Genomic DNA, 17,291 nt, shown 5'->3' on the forward strand with positions numbered 1-17,291 from the left:
ACGGTGTACGTACAAACCTGGGGAAGCAGGGAACCGAGGCGGCTTTTTGCCTTCTAAGCTGTCTGCAGGCCACCATGCCTGTGCCTTCATCTCCAGGAGTGTCCCTTCATGTCGTTGCGTTCCCTCGCCCTGTTGTCCTTGTGCGTCGTCCTGACTGCCTGCAGCAAGATCAACCAGGAAAACTATTCCAAGCTCAAAGCCGGCATGAGCAAGGCCGAGGTCGAGCAGCTGCTCGGTACCCCTGCCGAATGTTCGGGGGCGCTGGGCATGAGCAGCTGCACGTGGGGCGACGAGAAGAGCTTCATCAGCGTTCAGTACGCTGCCGACAAGGTCTTGATGTATTCCGGGCAGGGTCTCAAATGAAGCGTATCCACCTGCTGCTGGCGGTTTGTGCAGCGTTGCTGCTGGGCGGTTGCGCCACGTCCCCGAGCGACCCGTTGGCACCGAAGACCGCAGGCGGCATCGACCTGGAGCGCTACGAGGGCAAATGGTTCGAGCTGGCGCGGTTGCCGATGCCCTATCAGCGCGACTGCGCCCAGTCCGAGGCCCATTACAACCTCAGGCCCGATGGCTCGATGGGTGTGCTGAACCGCTGCCGCATGATCGACGGCGAGTGGCTGCGCGCCGAGGGTTCCGCCTGGCCGCAGGACCCAGGGCACAACGACCGGCTGTGGGTGGAGTTCAACAACTGGTTCACGCACCTGGTGCCGGGCGTGGCCAAGGGTGAGTACTGGGTACTGTACGTGGACGAACGCTACCGCACGGCGATCGTCGGCAGCCCGGACCGCAAGTACCTGTGGATCCTGTCGCGGACCCAGAGCCTGCCGGCGGTGGAACGCGAGAGCCTGCTGGCCAAGGCCCGCCAGCAGGGGTATGACACCACCCGCCTGATCTGGCGGGCGTCGGACAAGCAGATCGTCGCTTCGCACTGAGTTCGGCGGATACATCGCAATCGCGGGACAAGCCCGCTCCCACAGAGGTGACGGTGATCGCTGTGTGCGGGCTTGTCCCGCGATTGCGATAGGCGGTGCGACCGATCAGTCCAACAGGTGTCGCAGCACCTCGACGAACGCCCGCGCGCTCGCCTCTTCCTGGGCATGGTGCCCCTGGCGCACCACCCATTGCCCGTTGACCATCACATCGCGCACCTGGCGATCCCCGCCAGCGAACAGCCAGCGGTTGAGAATGGCATCCCCGTTCGCGGTCGCCAGGTAAGGGTCCTGTCCATCGAGCACCAGCCAGTCGGCGCGCTTGCCCACGGCCAGCTCACCGATGGGCTGGCCCATCGCCTGGGCGCCGCCGACCAGGGCGGCGTCGTACAGGGTGCGCCCGACCATTGGCTGGTCGCCACGGTACAGCCGGTTGCGTCGCTGGTCGCGTAGGCGTTGGCCGTATTCCAGCCAGCGCAGTTCCTCCACCACGCTCAGTGACACGTGGCTGTCCGAACCGATCCCCATGCGCCCGCCCTGGGCCAGGAAGTCCACGGCCGGGAAGATGCCGTCGCCCAGGTTGGCCTCGGTGGTCAGGCACAGGCCGGCCACGGCGCCGCTGCGGGCCATGGCGGTGACTTCGTCAGGCTCGGCGTGGGTGGCATGCACCAGGCACCAGCGCTCGTCCACCTCGACGTTTTCATGCAGCCATTGCAGCGGGCGACGGCCGCTCCAGGCCAGGCAGTCGTCAACCTCCTTCTGCTGCTCGGCGATGTGGATGTGCACCGGGCAGTGCTGGTCGCTGGCGGCCAGCACTTCGGCGATCTGCCCAGGGGTGACTGCGCGCAGGGAGTGGAAGCACAGGCCCAAACGCTGGGCGGGCTGCGCCGCCAGCTGCGGGGCGAGCCGCTGTTGCAGGCGCAGGTACTGCTCGCTGGAGTTGATGAAGCGGCGCTGGCCTTCGCTCGGCGGCTGGCCGCCGAACCCGGCATGGCTATAGAGCACCGGCAGTAGGGTCAGGCCGATGCCGGTGTCGGCGGCGGCAGCGCTGATGCGCAGCGACAGCTCGGCGGCGTCGGCATAGGCATGGCCGTTGTGGTCGTGATGCACGTAATGGAACTCGGCCACCGAGGTGTAGCCGGCCTTGAGCATCTCGATGTACAGCTGGCGGGCGATGACCTGCAATTGCTGTGGCGTGATCCGGCCAACCAGACGGTACATCAGGTCGCGCCAGGTCCAGAAGCTGTCGTTGGGGTTGCCAGCCACTTCCGCAAGGCCTGCCATCGCACGCTGGAAAGCATGGGAATGCAGGTTGGGCATGCCCGGCAGCAGCGGGCCGGCCAGGCGTTCGGCACCTTCGGCCGAGGCGTTGGCCTCGACGTGGGTCAGTCGGCCATCCTCGGCTACCTCCAGGCGGACATTGCTGGCCCAGCCAGTGGGCAGCAGGGCGCGTTCGGCGAAAAAGGCAGGCATCGGGTAAAATCCTGTTATTGTTTAACTTGTATATACATATACAGGCGTTTGCGCGCCGGGTAAACTGCGGCAAGCTACCGTTCAGCCAATTGCAAAGGATTCAACGCCGTGCCGACACCTCCTGTCTCCGCGCTGGTTGCCCAGATGGGCGAAGGTCCGGCGCCGCTGTATGCCCGGGTCAAACAGATGATCGTCCAGCAGATCGAAAACGGCAGCTGGCCGCCACACCACCGAGTCCCCTCGGAAAGCGAGCTGGTCAGCCAGCTGGGCTTCAGCCGCATGACCATCAACCGGGCCCTGCGCGAACTCACCGCCGAAGGGCTGTTGGTGCGCATGCAGGGTGTTGGCACCTTCGTGGCCGAGCCCAAGACCCGCTCGGCGCTGTTCGAGGTCAACAACATCGCCGACGAAATCGCCGGCCGTGGCCACCAGCATAGCTGCCAGGTGATCCGCCTCGCCGAAGAGGCGGCCGGCTCCGAGCGTGCCCTGGCTCTGGACATGCGCGAAGGGCAGCGGGTGTTCCATTCGCTGATCGTGCACTACGAAAACGGTGTGCCGGTGCAGATCGAGGACCGCTACGTCAACGCGCAGATCGCCCCGGACTACCTCAAGCAGGACTTCACCCGGCAGACGCCCTACGCCTACCTGTCACAGGTCGCCCCATTGACCGAGGGTGAGCACGTGGTCGAGGCGATCCTGGCCGAGCCCGAGGAGTGTCGTCTGCTGCAAATCGAGCGAGGCGAGCCGTGCCTGCTGATACGCCGGCGCACCTGGTCCGGGCGCCAGCCGGTGACCGCTGCACGCCTGATCCACCCTGGTTCCCGTCATCGCCTGGAAGGACGATTCAGCAAATGAGTCAATTGCAGCTGTTGCGCGCCCAAGACTACCCGCGCATGCCCTGGAAGAACGGTGGAGGCTTCACCGAAGAGATCACCCGCGATGCCGGCGAGGGCCTGGAAGGGTTCGGTTGGCGCCTGTCGATCGCCGATATCGAGGAGTCCGGCGGGTTTTCCACCTTCGCCGGGTACCAGCGGATCATCACCGTGCTCCAGGGCGACGGCATGCGCTTGCTGGTCGATGGCCAGGCCAGTCGGCCATTGCTGCCGTTCGATGCCTTTGCCTTCATGGGTGAAAGCCAGGTCAGCTGCAAGCTGCTGGGCGGGCCGATCCGCGACTTCAACCTGATCTACGCGCCACAGCGCTACCGGGCGCGGTTGCAATGGCTCGATGGCACGCACCGGTTATACAGCTCGGCTTCGACGGTGCTGCTGTTCGCGGCCAGCGGGCAGGTGGAGGTGACGGTGGCTGGGCAACAGGTGCAACAGCTTGGCATGTATGACTGCCTGCGCCTGGAGGACAACGAAGAGCTGCTGGCGCTGGATGTGCAAGGGCGATTCTGCCTGATCGAATTGATGCCGCGCTAAGCCTGGCATTGTGAAAGGGGCCGCTGCGCGCCCCAATCGCGGGGCAAGCCCGCTCCCACAGGTTCTGCGCCGCCTTCAAGGGCAACGCGAACCTGTGGGAGCGGGCTTGCCCCGCGATTGGATCGCGAAGCGGCCCCTTTTGTTTTTCGGTTTCCCGAGGAGCGGTAGGAAAAATTTAGTTGTCCATGCTTGTATGTACAAGTAAAGGTGTGTTTGTATATCTCCATCGACACACCGCCGTCGACATCGACCGCAGAGGACATCTCCCGTGACTGACAACAACAAATACCGTGACGTAGAAATCCGCGCCCCGCGTGGCAACAAGCTGACCGCGAAGAGCTGGCTGACCGAAGCGCCGCTGCGCATGCTGATGAACAACCTCGACCCGCAGGTCGCCGAGAACCCGAAGGAACTGGTGGTCTACGGCGGTATCGGCCGTGCCGCGCGTAACTGGGAGTGCTACGACAAGATCGTCGAGACCCTGACCCGCCTGGAAGACGACGAGACCCTGCTGGTGCAGTCCGGCAAGCCGGTCGGTGTCTTCAAGACCCACGCCAACGCCCCGCGCGTGCTGATCGCCAACTCCAACCTGGTGCCGCACTGGGCCAACTGGGAACACTTCAACGAACTGGACGCCAAGGGCCTGGCCATGTACGGCCAGATGACCGCCGGCAGCTGGATCTACATCGGCAGCCAGGGCATCGTCCAGGGCACCTACGAAACCTTTGTCGAAGCAGGCCGCCAGCACTACAACGGCAACCTGACCGGTAAGTGGGTCCTGACTGCGGGCCTCGGTGGCATGGGCGGCGCCCAGCCGCTGGCAGCCACCCTGGCCGGCGCCTGCTCGCTGAACATCGAATGCCAGCAGAGCCGCATCGACTTCCGCCTGCAGACCCGCTACGTGGACGAGCAGGCCAAGGACCTGGACGACGCCCTGGCGCGCATCGCCAAGTACACCGCCGAAGGCAAGGCCATCTCCATCGCCCTGCACGGCAACGCCGCCGAGATCCTGCCTGAGCTGGTCAAGCGTGGCGTGCGCCCGGACATGGTCACCGACCAGACCAGCGCCCACGACCCGCTCAACGGCTACCTGCCGGCTGGCTGGACCTGGGAAGAGTACCGCGACCGCGCCCAGACCGACGCTGCTGCCGTGGTCAAGGCCGCCAAGCAGTCGATGGCCGTGCACGTGCAGGCCATGCTCGACTTCCAGAAGATGGGCGTGCCGACCTTCGACTACGGCAACAACATCCGCCAGATGGCCAAGGAAGAGGGCGTGGCCAACGCCTTCGACTTCCCAGGCTTCGTACCGGCCTACATCCGTCCGCTGTTCTGCCGCGGTGTCGGCCCGTTCCGCTGGGCCGCGCTGTCGGGCGATGCCGAGGACATCTACAAGACCGACGCCAAGGTCAAGGAACTGATCCCGGACGACGCCCATCTGCACCGCTGGCTGGACATGGCTCGCGAGCGCATCAGCTTCCAGGGCCTGCCGGCACGTATCTGCTGGGTTGGCCTGGGTCTGCGTGCCAAGCTGGGCCTGGCGTTCAACGAAATGGTCCGCAGCGGCGAGCTGTCCGCGCCGATCGTCATCGGCCGCGACCACCTGGACTCCGGTTCCGTGTCCAGCCCGAACCGCGAGACCGAAGCCATGCGTGATGGCTCCGACGCTGTCTCCGACTGGCCGCTGCTCAACGCGCTGCTCAACACCGCAGGCGGCGCCACCTGGGTTTCGCTGCACCACGGCGGTGGCGTAGGCATGGGCTTCTCCCAGCACTCGGGCATGGTCATCGTCTGCGACGGTACCGACGAAGCCGCTGCACGTATCGCCCGCGTACTGACCAACGACCCAGGGACCGGCGTCATGCGCCACGCCGATGCCGGCTACCAGATCGCCATCGACTGCGCCAAGGAGCAGGGCCTGGACCTGCCGATGATCACGGGCTGATCGACGTTCCTTTGGCTATCGCCGAACAACGTTGATACTGAACAACAAGAAGGGGCCTGCGGGCCCCATACGAATTGGAGTAGCGAAGTGACCGACCTGACTCTCAAGCCCGGCACCCTGACCCTGGCCCAACTGCGTGCTGTCCACGCAGCGCCTGTACGCCTGCAACTGGACGCCAGCGCTGGCGCTGCGATCGACGCCAGCGTTGCCTGCGTCGAGCAGATCATCGCCGAAGACCGCACCGCCTATGGCATCAACACCGGTTTCGGCCTGCTGGCCTCGACCCGCATCGCCAGCCATGACCTGGAAAACCTGCAGCGCTCGCTGGTGCTGTCCCACGCCGCCGGTATCGGCGCACCGCTGGACGACGCCCTGGTGCGCCTGATCATGGTGCTGAAGATCAACAGCCTCAGCCGCGGTTTCTCCGGCATCCGTCGCAAGGTCATCGACGCGCTGATCGCCCTGGTCAACGCCGAAGTCTACCCACACATTCCGCTCAAGGGTTCGGTAGGCGCCTCGGGCGACCTGGCACCGCTGGCCCATATGTCGCTGGTGCTGCTGGGCGAAGGCAAGGCGCGCTACAAGGGCCAGTGGCTGCCTGCCACCGAAGCCCTGGCAGTCGCCGGTCTGGAACCGCTGACCCTGGCCGCGAAAGAGGGCCTGGCGCTGCTCAACGGCACCCAGGCATCCACCGCCTACGCCCTGCGTGGCCTGTTCGCCGCCGAAGACCTGTACGCCGCGGCCATCGCCTGTGGCGGCCTGAGCGTGGAAGCCGCACTGGGTTCGCGCTCGCCGTTCGATGCACGTATCCACGAAGTACGTGGCCAGCGTGGCCAGATCGACACCGCCGCTTGCTTCCGCGACCTGCTGGGCGACGCCAGCGAAGTCTCGCTGTCGCACAAGAACTGCGACAAGGTCCAGGACCCATACTCCCTGCGCTGCCAGCCACAAGTCATGGGCGCCTGCCTGACCCAGATCCGCCAGGCTGCCGAAGTGCTGGGCATCGAGGCCAACGCCGTGTCGGACAACCCGCTGGTATTCGCCGCCGAAGGCGACGTGATTTCCGGTGGTAACTTCCACGCCGAGCCTGTGGCCATGGCCGCCGACAACCTCGCCCTGGCCATCGCCGAGATGGGCTCGCTGAGCGAGCGCCGCATCTCGCTGATGATGGACAAGCACATGTCCCAGCTGCCGCCGTTCCTGGTGGAAAACGGTGGGGTGAACTCCGGCTTCATGATCGCCCAGGTTACCGCAGCCGCCCTGGCCAGCGAGAACAAGGCCCTGTCGCACCCGCACAGCGTCGACAGCCTGCCGACCTCCGCCAACCAGGAAGACCACGTGTCGATGGCCCCTGCCGCCGGCAAGCGCCTGTGGGAAATGGCCGAAAACACCCGTGGCGTGCTCGCCATCGAATGGCTGGGCGCCTGCCAGGGCCTGGACCTGCGCAAAGGCCTGAAGACCTCCGCCAAGCTCGAGCAGGCGCGCCAGGCCCTGCGCCGCGAAGTGCCGCACTATGACCGCGACCGCTTCTTCGCTCCGGACATCGAAATCGCTGCCGAGCTGCTGGCCAAAGGGACCTTGACCAGCCTGCTGCCGGCCGGCGTCCTGCCAAGCCTGTAATGCCCTTGGGGCCGCCCTGCGGCCCATCGCCGGCAAGCCGGCTCCCACCTGTCCTGCGCTGTTTCCAGAGACATCGCCGCCTGTGGGAGCCGGCTTGCCGGCGATGGGCTGCGCAGCAGTCCCCTTCTACTCACGACCACAAGAACAATTTAAGAAGGACGTGACATGCAACAAACCCAAGGTCTCAAGCGCGGGCTATCGGCCCGGCACATTCGTTTCATGGCGCTCGGTTCCGCGATCGGTACCGGGCTGTTCTACGGTTCGGCCTCTGCCATCCAGATGGCCGGCCCGGCGGTGCTGCTGGCCTACCTGATCGGCGGCGCGGCGGTGTTCATGGTCATGCGCGCCCTTGGCGAGATGGCCGTGCACAACCCGGTGGCCGGCTCCTTCGGCCATTACGCCAGCACCTACCTCGGCCCCATGGCGGGCTTCATCCTCGGCTGGACCTACGCCTTCGAGATGGTCATCGTGGCCATCGCCGACGTCACCGCATTCGGAATCTACATGGGCTTCTGGTTCCCGGAAGTGGCCCGCTGGATCTGGGTGCTGGGCATCGTCTTCATCATCGGCGGCCTGAACCTGTGCAACGTCAAGGTCTTCGGTGAAATGGAGTTCTGGCTGTCGTTGCTCAAGGTCGGCGCGATCGTCGCCATGATCCTGGCCGGCTTCGGCATCATGATCTTCGGCCTGGGCAATGCCACCACCGAAACCACGATGGGCGTGAGCAACCTGGTCAGCAACGGTGGCTTCATGCCCAACGGCATCGGCGGCCTGATCGCCTGCTTCGCGGTGGTGATGTTCGCCTTCGGCGGTATCGAGATCATCGGCGTCACCGCCGGTGAAGCCAAGGATCCGCAACGCGTCATTCCCAAGGCGATCAACGCCGTGCCGCTGCGCATCCTGCTGTTCTACGTGCTCACCCTGTTCGTGCTGATGTGCCTGTACCCATGGCCGCAGATCGGCAGCCAGGGCAGCCCGTTCGTGCAGATCTTCAGCAACCTGGGCATCGGCTCGGCCGCCGCTGTGCTGAACGTGGTGGTGATCTCGGCCGCGGTTTCGGCCATCAACAGCGACATCTTCGGCGCCGGTCGCATGATGTATGGCCTGGCCCAGCAAGGCCATGCGCCGCGCAGCTTCGGCAAGCTGTCCCGCCACGGCGTACCATGGATGACTGTGCTGGTGATGGGCGCCGCGCTGCTGGTCGGTGTGCTGCTGAACTACCTGATCCCGGAGAACGTGTTCCTGCTGATCGCCTCGATCGCCACCTTCGCCACCGTGTGGGTGTGGATGATGATCCTGGTCAGCCAGGTGGCCATGCGTCGCCGCCTGAGCGCCGAGCAGGTCGCCGAGCTGAAGTTCCCTGTGCCGTTCTGGCCCTACGGGCCGGCCATGGCCATCGCTTTCATGTTGTTCATCTTTGGTGTACTTGGTTACTTCCCGGATACCCAGGCCGCGTTGATCGTCGGTGTGGTCTGGGTGGTGTTCCTGGTGGCCTCCTACCTGCTGTGGTGCAAGCCGCGGGCAGGGCAGGGCCAGCCAGTCCGGGCGCCGGCCGAGCTGCACCGCTAGAAACGGAGACCGCTTATGAGAACCCTCTGGCAGCACTGCCACGTGGCGACCATGGCCCAGGGCCGCTACTCGATCGTCGAGGACGCGGCGATCGTCACCCAGGCCGGGCAGATCGAATGGATCGGCCCGCGCGGCGAACTGCCGCCGGTCGACGCCGAGCGTACGGTGGACCTGGGTGGCGCCTGGGTCACCCCGGGGCTGATCGATTGCCACTCCCATGCGGTGTTCGGTGGTAACCGCAGCGGCGAATTCGAGCAGCGCCTGCAGGGCGTCAGCTACGCCGAGATCGCCGCCCAGGGCGGCGGGATTGCCAGCACGGTGCGGGCGACCCGCGCGGCCAGCGAAGATGAACTGTTCGCCAGTGCACGCCAGCGGGTCCAGGCATTGATGCGCGATGGCATGACCACGCTGGAGATCAAGTCCGGCTACGGCCTGGATCTTGCCAACGAGCGCAAGATGCTGCGGGTCGCCCGGCGCCTGGGCGAGGAGCTGCCGCTGACCGTGCGCAGCACGTGCCTCGCCGCCCATGCCTTGCCGCCGGAATACGCCGGCCGGGCGGACGACTACATCGCGCATATCTGCGAGCAGATGCTGCCCGCCCTGGCCGAGGAAGGCCTGGTGGACGCGGTGGATGCCTTCTGCGAACACCTGGCGTTCTCGCCAGCCCAGGTCGAGAAGGTCTTCATCAAGGCGCGCGAGCTGGGCTTGCCGGTCAAGCTCCACGCCGAGCAGCTGTCGTCTCTGCACGGATCGAGCCTGGCGGCGCGCTACCACGCGCTGTCGGCCGACCACCTTGAATTCATGACCGAGGAAGATGCCATCGCCATGGCCGAGGCCGGCACCGTTGCCGTGCTGCTGCCGGGCGCATTCTACTTCCTGCGCGAAACCCAGCTGCCACCGATGGAGGCCCTGCGCCGCCATGGGGTGAAGATCGCCCTGGCCAGCGACCTGAACCCAGGCACCTCGCCTGCGTTGTCGCTGCGCCTGATGCTGAACATGGGCTGCACCCTGTTCCGCATGACCCCGGAGGAGGCACTTGCCGGCGTCACCGTGCACGCCGCTACGGCGTTGGGCCTGGGCGATAGCCACGGCTCGTTGGAAGTGGGCAAGGTGGCGGATTTCGTCGCCTGGCAGATCGAACGCCCTGCCGACCTGGCCTACTGGCTAGGTGGCGACCTGCCCAAGCGCATCGTGCGCCTGGGCCATGAAATCACCACTCATTGAGCGAGGCGACATGGACAAGGTATTGAGTTTTCACCAAGGCCAAGTGCCCCTGTTGATCAGCATGCCCCATGCCGGGCTCGGCCTGACCGATGCGGTGCGTGACGGCCTGGTCGAGCAAGCGCGTAGCCTGCCCGACACCGACTGGCACATCCCACGGCTATACGACTTCGCCCACGAGCTCGGCGCTAGCGTAGTGGCGGCGCAGTATTCGCGGTTCGTCATCGATCTCAACCGCCCGGACGATGACAAACCGCTGTACGCCGGGGCTACCACTGGCCTGTATCCTTCGACGCTGTTCGAAGGCGAGCCGCTGTTCAAGGCGGGGCAGGTGCCTTCGGCCGAAGAGCGCAAGGCCTACCTGGAGCAGGTCTGGCGCCCGTACCACGAGACGATCCGCCGCGAACTGGCCCGTCTGCGCGAGCGCCACGGCTATGCGCTGCTGTGGGATGCCCACTCGATCCGTTCGCACATCCCGCACCTGTTCGAGGGCAAACTGCCGGACTTCAACCTGGGCACCTTCAACGGCGCCAGCTGCGACCCGGCCCTGGCCGAGCGCCTGCAAGGCGTGTGCGCCGAGGCCCAGGGCTACAGCCATGTGCTCAACGGGCGCTTCAAGGGCGGGCATATCACCCGCCATTACGGCGACCCGGCCAACCACATCCACGCGGTGCAGCTGGAGCTGGCGCAGAGCACCTACATGGAAGAGGTCGAGCCGTTCGCCTATCGCGAAGACCTGGCCCGGCCGACCCAGATGGTGTTGAAGCAGTTGTTGGAAACCGTTCTGGCCTGGGGCAAGGAGCATTACGGGCGATAGCCTGGCCGGCCCAATCGCGGGACAAGCCCGCTCCCACAGAGGCTGCACGAATCCTGTGGGAGCGGGCTTGCCCCGCGATTGGTCTTGTACAAATGCCTGCCGATTCACCGCGACACATGCTCAAAGCGCAATTCAGGTTTATGATGCCAGGCGGCAGACTAAATCCTCACACGGAGTGCGCAATGCAGACCCTGTACCCGCAGATCAAACCCTACGCCCGGCACGATCTGGCCGTGGAAGCGCCGCATGTGCTGTATGTCGACGAAAGCGGTTCGCCGGAAGGTCTGCCGGTGGTGTTCATCCACGGCGGCCCGGGCGCTGGCTGCGATGCCCAGAGCCGCTGCTACTTCGATCCCACCCTGTACCGCATCATCACCTTCGACCAGCGCGGCTGCGGCCGTTCCACGCCCCACGCCAGCCTGGAGAACAACACCACCTGGCACCTGGTCGAGGACCTGGAGCGCATCCGCGAGCACCTGGGGATCGACAAATGGGTGCTGTTCGGTGGCTCCTGGGGTTCCACCCTGGCCCTGGCCTACGCCCAGGCCCACCCCGAGCGCGTCCATGGCCTGATCCTGCGAGGCATCTTCCTGTGCCGTCCGCAGGAGATCCAATGGTTCTACCAGGAAGGTGCCAGCCGCCTGTTCCCCGATTACTGGCAGGACTACATCGCACCGATTCCACCGGAAGAGCGCGGTGACTTGGTCAAGGCCTTCCACAAGCGCCTGACCGGCAACGACCAGATCGCCCAGATGCATGCCGCCAAGGCCTGGTCCACCTGGGAGGGCCGTACCGCGACGTTGCGCCCCAACCCGCTGGTGGTCGACCGCTTCTCCGAGCCACAGCGCGCCCTGTCGATCGCCCGTATCGAATGCCACTATTTCATGAACAACGCCTTCCTCGAGCCGGACCAGCTGATCCGCGACCTGCCGAAGATCGCCCATCTGCCCGCGGTGATCGTGCACGGTCGTTACGACGTGATCTGCCCGCTGGAAAACGCCTGGGCGCTGCACCAGGCCTGGCCGAACAGTGAGCTGAAGGTGATCCGCGACGCCGGCCACGCTGCTTCCGAGCCGGGTATCACCGATGCCCTGGTGCGCGCCGCCGACCAGATGGCTCGCCGCTTGCTCGACCTGCCCCTGGAAGAAGCATGAAGGGCCTGCTGCAACGCGTGCGGGGCGCGCGGGTAGAGGTAGAAGGGGAAATCGTCGGCGCCATCGACCAGGGCCTGCTGGTGCTGGTGGCGGTGGAGCCGGGGGACACCCGTGAGCACGCCGACAAGCTTTTGCACAAGCTGCTCAACTATCGTGTGTTCAGCGACCCCCAGGGCAAGATGAACCTTTCGCTCAAGGACATCGGCGGCGGCTTGCTGCTGGTCTCCCAGTTCACCCTGGCTGCCGACACCCGCAACGGCATGCGCCCGAGCTTCTCCACTGCAGCGCCGCCGGCCCTCGGCGCCGAACTGTTCGACTACCTGCTCGAGCGAGCCCGCGCCGCGCATGACGACGTCGCCAGCGGCCGTTTCGGCGCCGACATGCAGGTGCATCTGGTCAATGATGGCCCCGTAACATTTATGTTACAAATATGAGCCCAAAAACCCCATGTTTGCGTGAAAAACAAGAGGGTTTGTACGATAAATAGTTGTTCCAGCCTGATGCGTTGTAACGCGCCCTGCTGGATAATCGCGCGCTGCGTGAGCCTGCGTTCGCAGGCTCGTTTCACTTTGACTCGAGCATTGTCTGGAACCGTTTGGGGAATCATTGCGCCCTTGCGGGGTCCGAACAGTGCTCGCCAACCCGGCATTGGTCGCTGGCCGTTGGTTTCATGATCTGTTTTCGGCGAGGGTTGCTCGTGATTGTAAGTCCCTGTATTGCACAAAGAATCCCCGGAAATCGTCTGCGCAAGGCCCTGGCGGCAGGCGTTGCACTGATCGGCCTGATGAGCGCTGGCCAGCTGTGGGCATTCAATCTTGACGATGTTGCAGCCAAGGCAAAGGATCTCGCCGGCCAGAAATACGAAGCACCGAAGAGCAATCTGCCGGCGGTGTTCCGTGACATGAAATTCGCGGACTACCAGAAGATCCGCTTCATCCAGGAAAAGGCCGAGTGGGCCCAGGACAAGACCCCCTTCAAACTGTCCTTCTACCACCAGGGCATGCACTTCGACACGCCGGTGAAGATCAACCAGGTCACCGCCACCAGCGTCGAGGAAATCAAGTACGACCCGAGCCGTTTCGAGTTCGGCGACGTACCCCATGACCCCAAGACCGTCGAGAATCTCGGCTACGCCGGTTTCCGCGTGCTCTACCCGATCAACAAGGCCGGCAAGCAGGACGAGATCATGACCCTGCTGGGCGCCAGCTACTTCCGCGTCGTCGGCAAAGGCCACGTGTACGGCCTGTCGGCCCGGGGCCTGGCCATCGACACCGCGTTGCCGTCGGGTGAGGAATTCCCGCGCTTTCGCGAATTCTGGGTCGAGAAGCCCAAGCCTGCCGACAAGCACCTGGTGATCTACGCCCTGCTGGACTCGCCGCGCTCCACGGGTGCCTACAAGCTGATCCTGCGCCCAGGCAGCGACACCCTGGTGGACGTCAAGTCCAAGGTGTTCCTGCGTGACCACGTCAGCCGCCTGGGCGTTGCCCCGCTGACCAGCATGTACCTGTTCGGCAGCAACCAGCCGTCCAAGGTCCTCAACTATCGCCCGGCCCTGCACGACTCCGAGGGCCTGTCGATCCACGCTGGCAATGGCGAATGGCTGTGGCGCCCGCTGAACAACCCCAAGCACCTGGCCGTGAGCAGCTTCAGCGTGGAGAACCCGCGTGGCTTTGGCCTGCTGCAGCGTCAGCGTGAGTTCAGCCACTACGAAGACCTCGACGACAACTACCAGAAGCGTCCAAGCGCCTGGATCGAACCTCGTGGTGACTGGGGCAAAGGGACCGTCGACCTGGTCGAGATCCCGACTGCCGACGAGACCAACGACAACATCGTTGCCTTCTGGAGCCCGGAAAAGCTGCCAGAACCCGGCAAGCCGATGGAGTTCGAATACCGCCTGCGCTGGACCATCGACGAGTCCCAGCTGCACTCGCAGGCGCTGGGCTGGGTCAAGCAGACCATGCGTTCGACCGGTGACGTGAAGCAGTCCAATCTGATCCGCGAAGCCGACGGCAGCGTGGCCTTCCTGGTCGACTTCGAGGGCCCGGCGCTGGCCGCCCTGCCCGAGGACACCGCCCTGCGCAGCCAGGTCAGCGTTGGCGACAACGCCGAGGTGGTCGAGAACAACCTGCGCTATAACCCTGAGATCAAGGGTTGGCGCCTGACCCTGCGGTTGAAGGTCAAGGACCCGAGCAAGTCCACCGAGATGCGTGCCGCGCTGGTACGCGACGTTCCGGTGGAACCGGCCAAGCCGGCCAAGGAAGGCAAGCAGGAGAAGGCCAACGGCAAGCACGCCAAGGCTGAACAACCTGCCGCCGATGCGGCGCCCACCAACGGGGCCCCGGCCACCACCGAGCAGGTGATGACCGAGACCTGGAGCTATCAGTTGCCTGCCGATGAGTAACTCAAGCGCCCGGCCAGAATCGCTTGCCGAATACCTGGCCCACCTACCACTGAGCGACGAGCAACGGGCAGAACTTGCCAGCTGCACCTCGTTCAGTGAGCTGCACCAACGCCTGGCGGCCCACCCGGCCGCCAACGCCACCGAGGCCGTGCAGGCCTCGGTGGGCCCGCGCCTGACCGTGGGCAGCGCCGCCGAGCTGGAAGAGGCCGAGATGCTCGGCGTCGACGCTGGCGGGCGGCTGTGCCTGAAGATCGCGCCGCCGATCAAGCGTACCCGCGTGGTGCCCGAGCCGTGGCGCACCAACGTGCTGGTGCGCATGTGGCGGCGCCTGACCGGGCGCACCAACGCTCCGCAGCCGCCCAAGCGCGAGCTGCCACCGGCCCGCTGGCGCCGGGTCGGCTCCCTGCGCCGCTACATCCTGCTGCTGCTGATGATCGGCCAGACCCTCGTGGCCGGCTGGTACATGAAGGGCATCCTGCCGTATCAGGGGTGGTCGTTCGTCTCGCTCGACGAGATCATGGCCCAGACCTTCTGGGAAACCGTGGTGCAGGTCTGGCCGTACGCCTTGCAGACCTCCATCCTGGTCCTGTTCGGCATCCTGTTCTGCTGGGTGTCCGCAGGCTTCTGGACCGCGCTGATGGGCTTTCTCGAACTGCTCACCGGGCGTGACAAGTACCGCATCTCCGGCAGCAGCGCCGGCAGCGAGCCGATCGCGCCTCAGGCGCGTACCGCGCTGGTCATGCCGATCTGCAACGAGGACGTGCCGCGGGTCTTCGCCGGCCTGCGCGCGACCTTCGAGTCGGTGGCCGCCACGGGCGACCTGGACCGCTTCGACTTCTTCGTGCTCAGCGACACCAACGACACCGACATCGCCGTCGCCGAGCAGCAGGCCTGGCTCGAAGTGTGCCGCGAGGCCAAGGGCTTCGGGCGCATCTTCTATCGCCGCCGCCGTCGCCGCGTGAAGCGCAAGAGCGGCAACCTGGACGACTTCTGCCGTCGTTGGGGTGGCGAGTACAAGTACATGGTCGTGCTCGACGCCGACAGCGTCATGAGCGGCGAGTGCCTGACCAGCCTGGTGCGCCTGATGGAGGCCAACCCGGACGCGGGCATCATCCAGACCGCGCCGAAAGCGTCGGGCATGGACACCCTCTATGCGCGCATCCAGCAGTTCGCCACCCGTGTCTACGGCCCGCTGTTCACCGCCGGCCTGCACTTCTGGCAGCTGGGCGAATCGCACTATTGGGGCCACAACGCGATCATCCGCATGAAGCCCTTCATCGAGCACTGCGCCCTGGCGCCGCTGCCGGGCAAGGGGGCTTTCGCCGGTGCGATCCTCTCCCACGACTTCGTCGAAGCCGCGCTGATGCGCCGTGCCGGCTGGGGCGTGTGGATCGCCTACGACCTGCCGGGCAGCTATGAAGAACTGCCGCCGAACCTGCTCGATGAGCTCAAGCGCGACCGGCGCTGGTGCCACGGCAACTTGATGAACTTCCGTCTGTTCCTGGTAAAAGGCATGCACCCGGTGCACCGCGCAGTGTTCCTCACCGGGGTGATGTCGTACCTGTCGGCGCCGCTGTGGTTCTTCTTCCTGGTGCTCTCGACCGCGCTGCTGGCCACCAACACGCTGATGGAGCCGCAGTACTTCATCGAACCGTTCCAGCTCTACCCACTGTGGCCGCAATGGCACCCGGAGAAGGCCATCGCGCTGTTCTCCACCACCATCGTGCTGCTGTTCCTGCCCAAGCTCTTGAGCATCGTGCTGATCTGGGCCAAGGGCGCCACCGAGTTCGGCGGGCGCATCAAGGTCACCTTGTCGATGCTGATCGAGATGCTGTTCTCCATGCTGCTGGCGCCGGTGCGGATGATCTTCCACACCCGCTTCGTCCTGGCCGCATTCCTGGGCTGGGCAGCGACCTGGAACTCGCCGCAGCGTGACGACGACTCCACGCCGTGGAGCGAAGCGGTGCGTCGCCACGGCCCGCAGACCCTCCTGGGCATCGCCTGGGCGGCTTTGGTGGCCTGGTTGAACCCGAGCTTCCTGTGGTGGCTGGCGCCGATCGTGGGCTCGTTGGTGCTGTCGATCCCGGTGTCGGTGATCTCCAGCCGCGTGCGCCTGGGCCTGAGCGCCAAGGACGAGAAGCTGTTCCTGATTCCTGAGGAATACGCGACCCCGCACGAGTTGTTGGCTACCGACCAATACACCCACGAAAACCGCTGGCATGCCATGCACGAAGGTTTCGTCCGGGCGGTGGTCGACCCGCGGCAGAACGCCCTGGCCTGTGCCATGGCCACTGCACGCCACGGCCAGGCAGCTCCGATCGAGGCGCTGCGTGCCGAGCGTGTCGCCAAGGCGCTGGACGTCGGGCCCAAGGGGCTGGACGGTAACACCCGCCTGGCACTGTTGAGCGACCCGGTGGCGCTGTCGCGCCTGCATGAGCAGGTCTGGGCCACGCACAACGAAGCGTGGATCGGGGTATGGCGCAATTCCATCACCAGCGACCCTCACTCGCCCTTGCTGCCGCTGCATCCGGACAACCAGGCCCAGCCCTCGCTGGTCGGCGCTTGATCCATTCCAAAGGGCCGCTTTGCGGCCCATCGCGGCACAATGCCGCTCCTACAGGCAATCGCGATCCTCTGTAGGAGGGGCTTTGTGCCGCGCTCGAGGGCGCAAGGTGTCCCTACGGGAAATCGTGGTCCTCTGTAGGAGCGGCCTTGTGCCGCGATCGAGGGCGCAGCCCTCG

General features: G+C 65.3%; 14 protein-coding genes. 13 read left to right on the forward strand and 1 reads right to left on the reverse strand.

What is annotated here, in order from left to right:
• Positions 1-108: 108 nt before the first annotated feature.
• Positions 109-363 carry an outer membrane protein assembly factor BamE domain-containing protein gene (gene bamE, locus ACNFG0_RS02135; protein ID WP_084853950.1) on the forward strand — a complete coding sequence of 85 codons (255 nt, stop codon included), beginning with the start codon at positions 109-111 and terminating at the stop codon, positions 361-363.
• Positions 360-932, forward strand: coding sequence for a lipocalin family protein (locus tag ACNFG0_RS02140; protein ID WP_196144023.1), 573 nt, complete (start codon positions 360-362; stop codon positions 930-932). Before bamE ends, ACNFG0_RS02140 begins: the two co-directional genes overlap by 4 nt.
• 105 nt (positions 933-1,037) lie before the next feature.
• On the opposite strand, the gene ACNFG0_RS02145 is transcribed toward ACNFG0_RS02140, so the two are convergent.
• The gene (locus ACNFG0_RS02145) at positions 1,038-2,402 is read right to left on the reverse strand and encodes a formimidoylglutamate deiminase (RefSeq protein WP_416763923.1); all 1,365 of its coding nucleotides are present in this window, start codon (positions 2,400-2,402) and stop codon (positions 1,038-1,040) included.
• Between the two features lie 144 nt (positions 2,403-2,546).
• On the opposite strand from ACNFG0_RS02145, the gene hutC reads away from it, so the two are divergent.
• The 11 genes from hutC to mdoH all read left to right on the forward strand — a co-directional run bounded on the left by hutC (position 2,547) and on the right by mdoH (position 17,116).
• Positions 2,547-3,257, forward strand: a complete 711-nt coding sequence (hutC, locus tag ACNFG0_RS02150; RefSeq protein ID WP_172402939.1) for a histidine utilization repressor — start codon at positions 2,547-2,549, stop codon at positions 3,255-3,257.
• Positions 3,254-3,826, forward strand: coding sequence for a HutD family protein (locus ACNFG0_RS02155; protein ID WP_416763924.1), 573 nt, complete (start codon positions 3,254-3,256; stop codon positions 3,824-3,826). Before hutC ends, ACNFG0_RS02155 begins: the two co-directional genes overlap by 4 nt.
• Before the next feature lie 268 nt (positions 3,827-4,094).
• Positions 4,095-5,768, forward strand: a complete 1,674-nt coding sequence (hutU, locus tag ACNFG0_RS02160; RefSeq protein ID WP_196144020.1) for a urocanate hydratase — start codon at positions 4,095-4,097, stop codon at positions 5,766-5,768.
• A gap of 87 nt (positions 5,769-5,855) precedes the next feature.
• Positions 5,856-7,388, forward strand: a complete 1,533-nt coding sequence (gene hutH, locus ACNFG0_RS02165; protein ID WP_196144019.1) for a histidine ammonia-lyase — start codon at positions 5,856-5,858, stop codon at positions 7,386-7,388.
• 165 nt (positions 7,389-7,553) lie between these two features.
• Positions 7,554-8,957: an amino acid permease gene (locus ACNFG0_RS02170; RefSeq protein WP_196146000.1), complete on the forward strand. Its 1,404-nt coding sequence runs from the start codon at positions 7,554-7,556 to the stop codon at positions 8,955-8,957.
• A gap of 15 nt (positions 8,958-8,972) precedes the next feature.
• On the forward strand, positions 8,973-10,181 hold the full coding sequence (hutI, locus tag ACNFG0_RS02175) for an imidazolonepropionase (protein WP_196145999.1): 1,209 nt from the start codon (positions 8,973-8,975) through the stop codon (positions 10,179-10,181).
• Between the two features lie 10 nt (positions 10,182-10,191).
• A complete protein-coding gene (gene hutG, locus ACNFG0_RS02180) occupies positions 10,192-10,995 on the forward strand; it encodes an N-formylglutamate deformylase (protein ID WP_416763925.1) in 804 nt (267 codons plus the stop codon).
• A 182-nt stretch (positions 10,996-11,177) separates the two neighbouring features.
• Entirely contained in the window at positions 11,178-12,149 is a 972-nt protein-coding gene (pip, locus tag ACNFG0_RS02185) for a prolyl aminopeptidase (RefSeq protein ID WP_196145997.1), read from the forward strand.
• Complete coding sequence (gene dtd / locus ACNFG0_RS02190; RefSeq protein WP_196156730.1) at positions 12,146-12,583, forward strand: D-aminoacyl-tRNA deacylase; 438 nt, start codon at positions 12,146-12,148, stop codon at positions 12,581-12,583. Before pip ends, dtd begins: the two co-directional genes overlap by 4 nt.
• Positions 12,584-12,846: 263 nt before the next feature.
• Positions 12,847-14,550 carry a glucan biosynthesis protein G gene (locus ACNFG0_RS02195; RefSeq protein ID WP_416763926.1) on the forward strand — a complete coding sequence of 568 codons (1,704 nt, stop codon included), beginning with the start codon at positions 12,847-12,849 and terminating at the stop codon, positions 14,548-14,550.
• Positions 14,543-17,116 (forward strand): glucans biosynthesis glucosyltransferase MdoH, encoded by a 2,574-nt coding sequence (mdoH, locus tag ACNFG0_RS02200; protein ID WP_196156732.1) that lies wholly within the window; start codon positions 14,543-14,545, stop codon positions 17,114-17,116. The genes ACNFG0_RS02195 and mdoH overlap by 8 nt, the downstream gene beginning before the upstream one ends.
• Positions 17,117-17,291 lie beyond the last annotated feature (175 nt).

The sequence above is a fragment of the Pseudomonas sp. NY15372 genome (assembly GCF_048068215.1).
In the GTDB taxonomy this organism is placed as follows: Bacteria; Pseudomonadota; Gammaproteobacteria; order Pseudomonadales; family Pseudomonadaceae; genus Aquipseudomonas; species Aquipseudomonas guariconensis_A.

Bases quoted from the DNA above. Each gene is read 5' to 3' on its own strand.
- bamE (WP_084853950.1), top strand. From the start codon at position 109: ATGTCGTTGCGTTCCCTCGCCCTGTTGTCCTTGTGCGTCGTCCTGACT.
- hutI (WP_196145999.1), top strand. From the start codon at position 8,973: ATGAGAACCCTCTGGCAGCACTGCCACGTGGCGACCATGGCCCAGGGC.
- ACNFG0_RS02155 (WP_416763924.1), top strand. From the start codon at position 3,254: ATGAGTCAATTGCAGCTGTTGCGCGCCCAAGACTACCCGCGCATGCCC.
- dtd (WP_196156730.1), top strand. From the start codon at position 12,146: ATGAAGGGCCTGCTGCAACGCGTGCGGGGCGCGCGGGTAGAGGTAGAA.
- ACNFG0_RS02170 (WP_196146000.1), top strand. From the start codon at position 7,554: ATGCAACAAACCCAAGGTCTCAAGCGCGGGCTATCGGCCCGGCACATT.
- hutG (WP_416763925.1), top strand. From the start codon at position 10,192: ATGGACAAGGTATTGAGTTTTCACCAAGGCCAAGTGCCCCTGTTGATC.
- ACNFG0_RS02140 (WP_196144023.1), top strand. From the start codon at position 360: ATGAAGCGTATCCACCTGCTGCTGGCGGTTTGTGCAGCGTTGCTGCTG.
- hutC (WP_172402939.1), top strand. From the start codon at position 2,547: ATGGGCGAAGGTCCGGCGCCGCTGTATGCCCGGGTCAAACAGATGATC.
- mdoH (WP_196156732.1), top strand. From the start codon at position 14,543: ATGAGTAACTCAAGCGCCCGGCCAGAATCGCTTGCCGAATACCTGGCC.
- ACNFG0_RS02145 (WP_416763923.1), bottom strand. From the start codon at position 2,402: ATGCCTGCCTTTTTCGCCGAACGCGCCCTGCTGCCCACTGGCTGGGCC.
- pip (WP_196145997.1), top strand. From the start codon at position 11,178: ATGCAGACCCTGTACCCGCAGATCAAACCCTACGCCCGGCACGATCTG.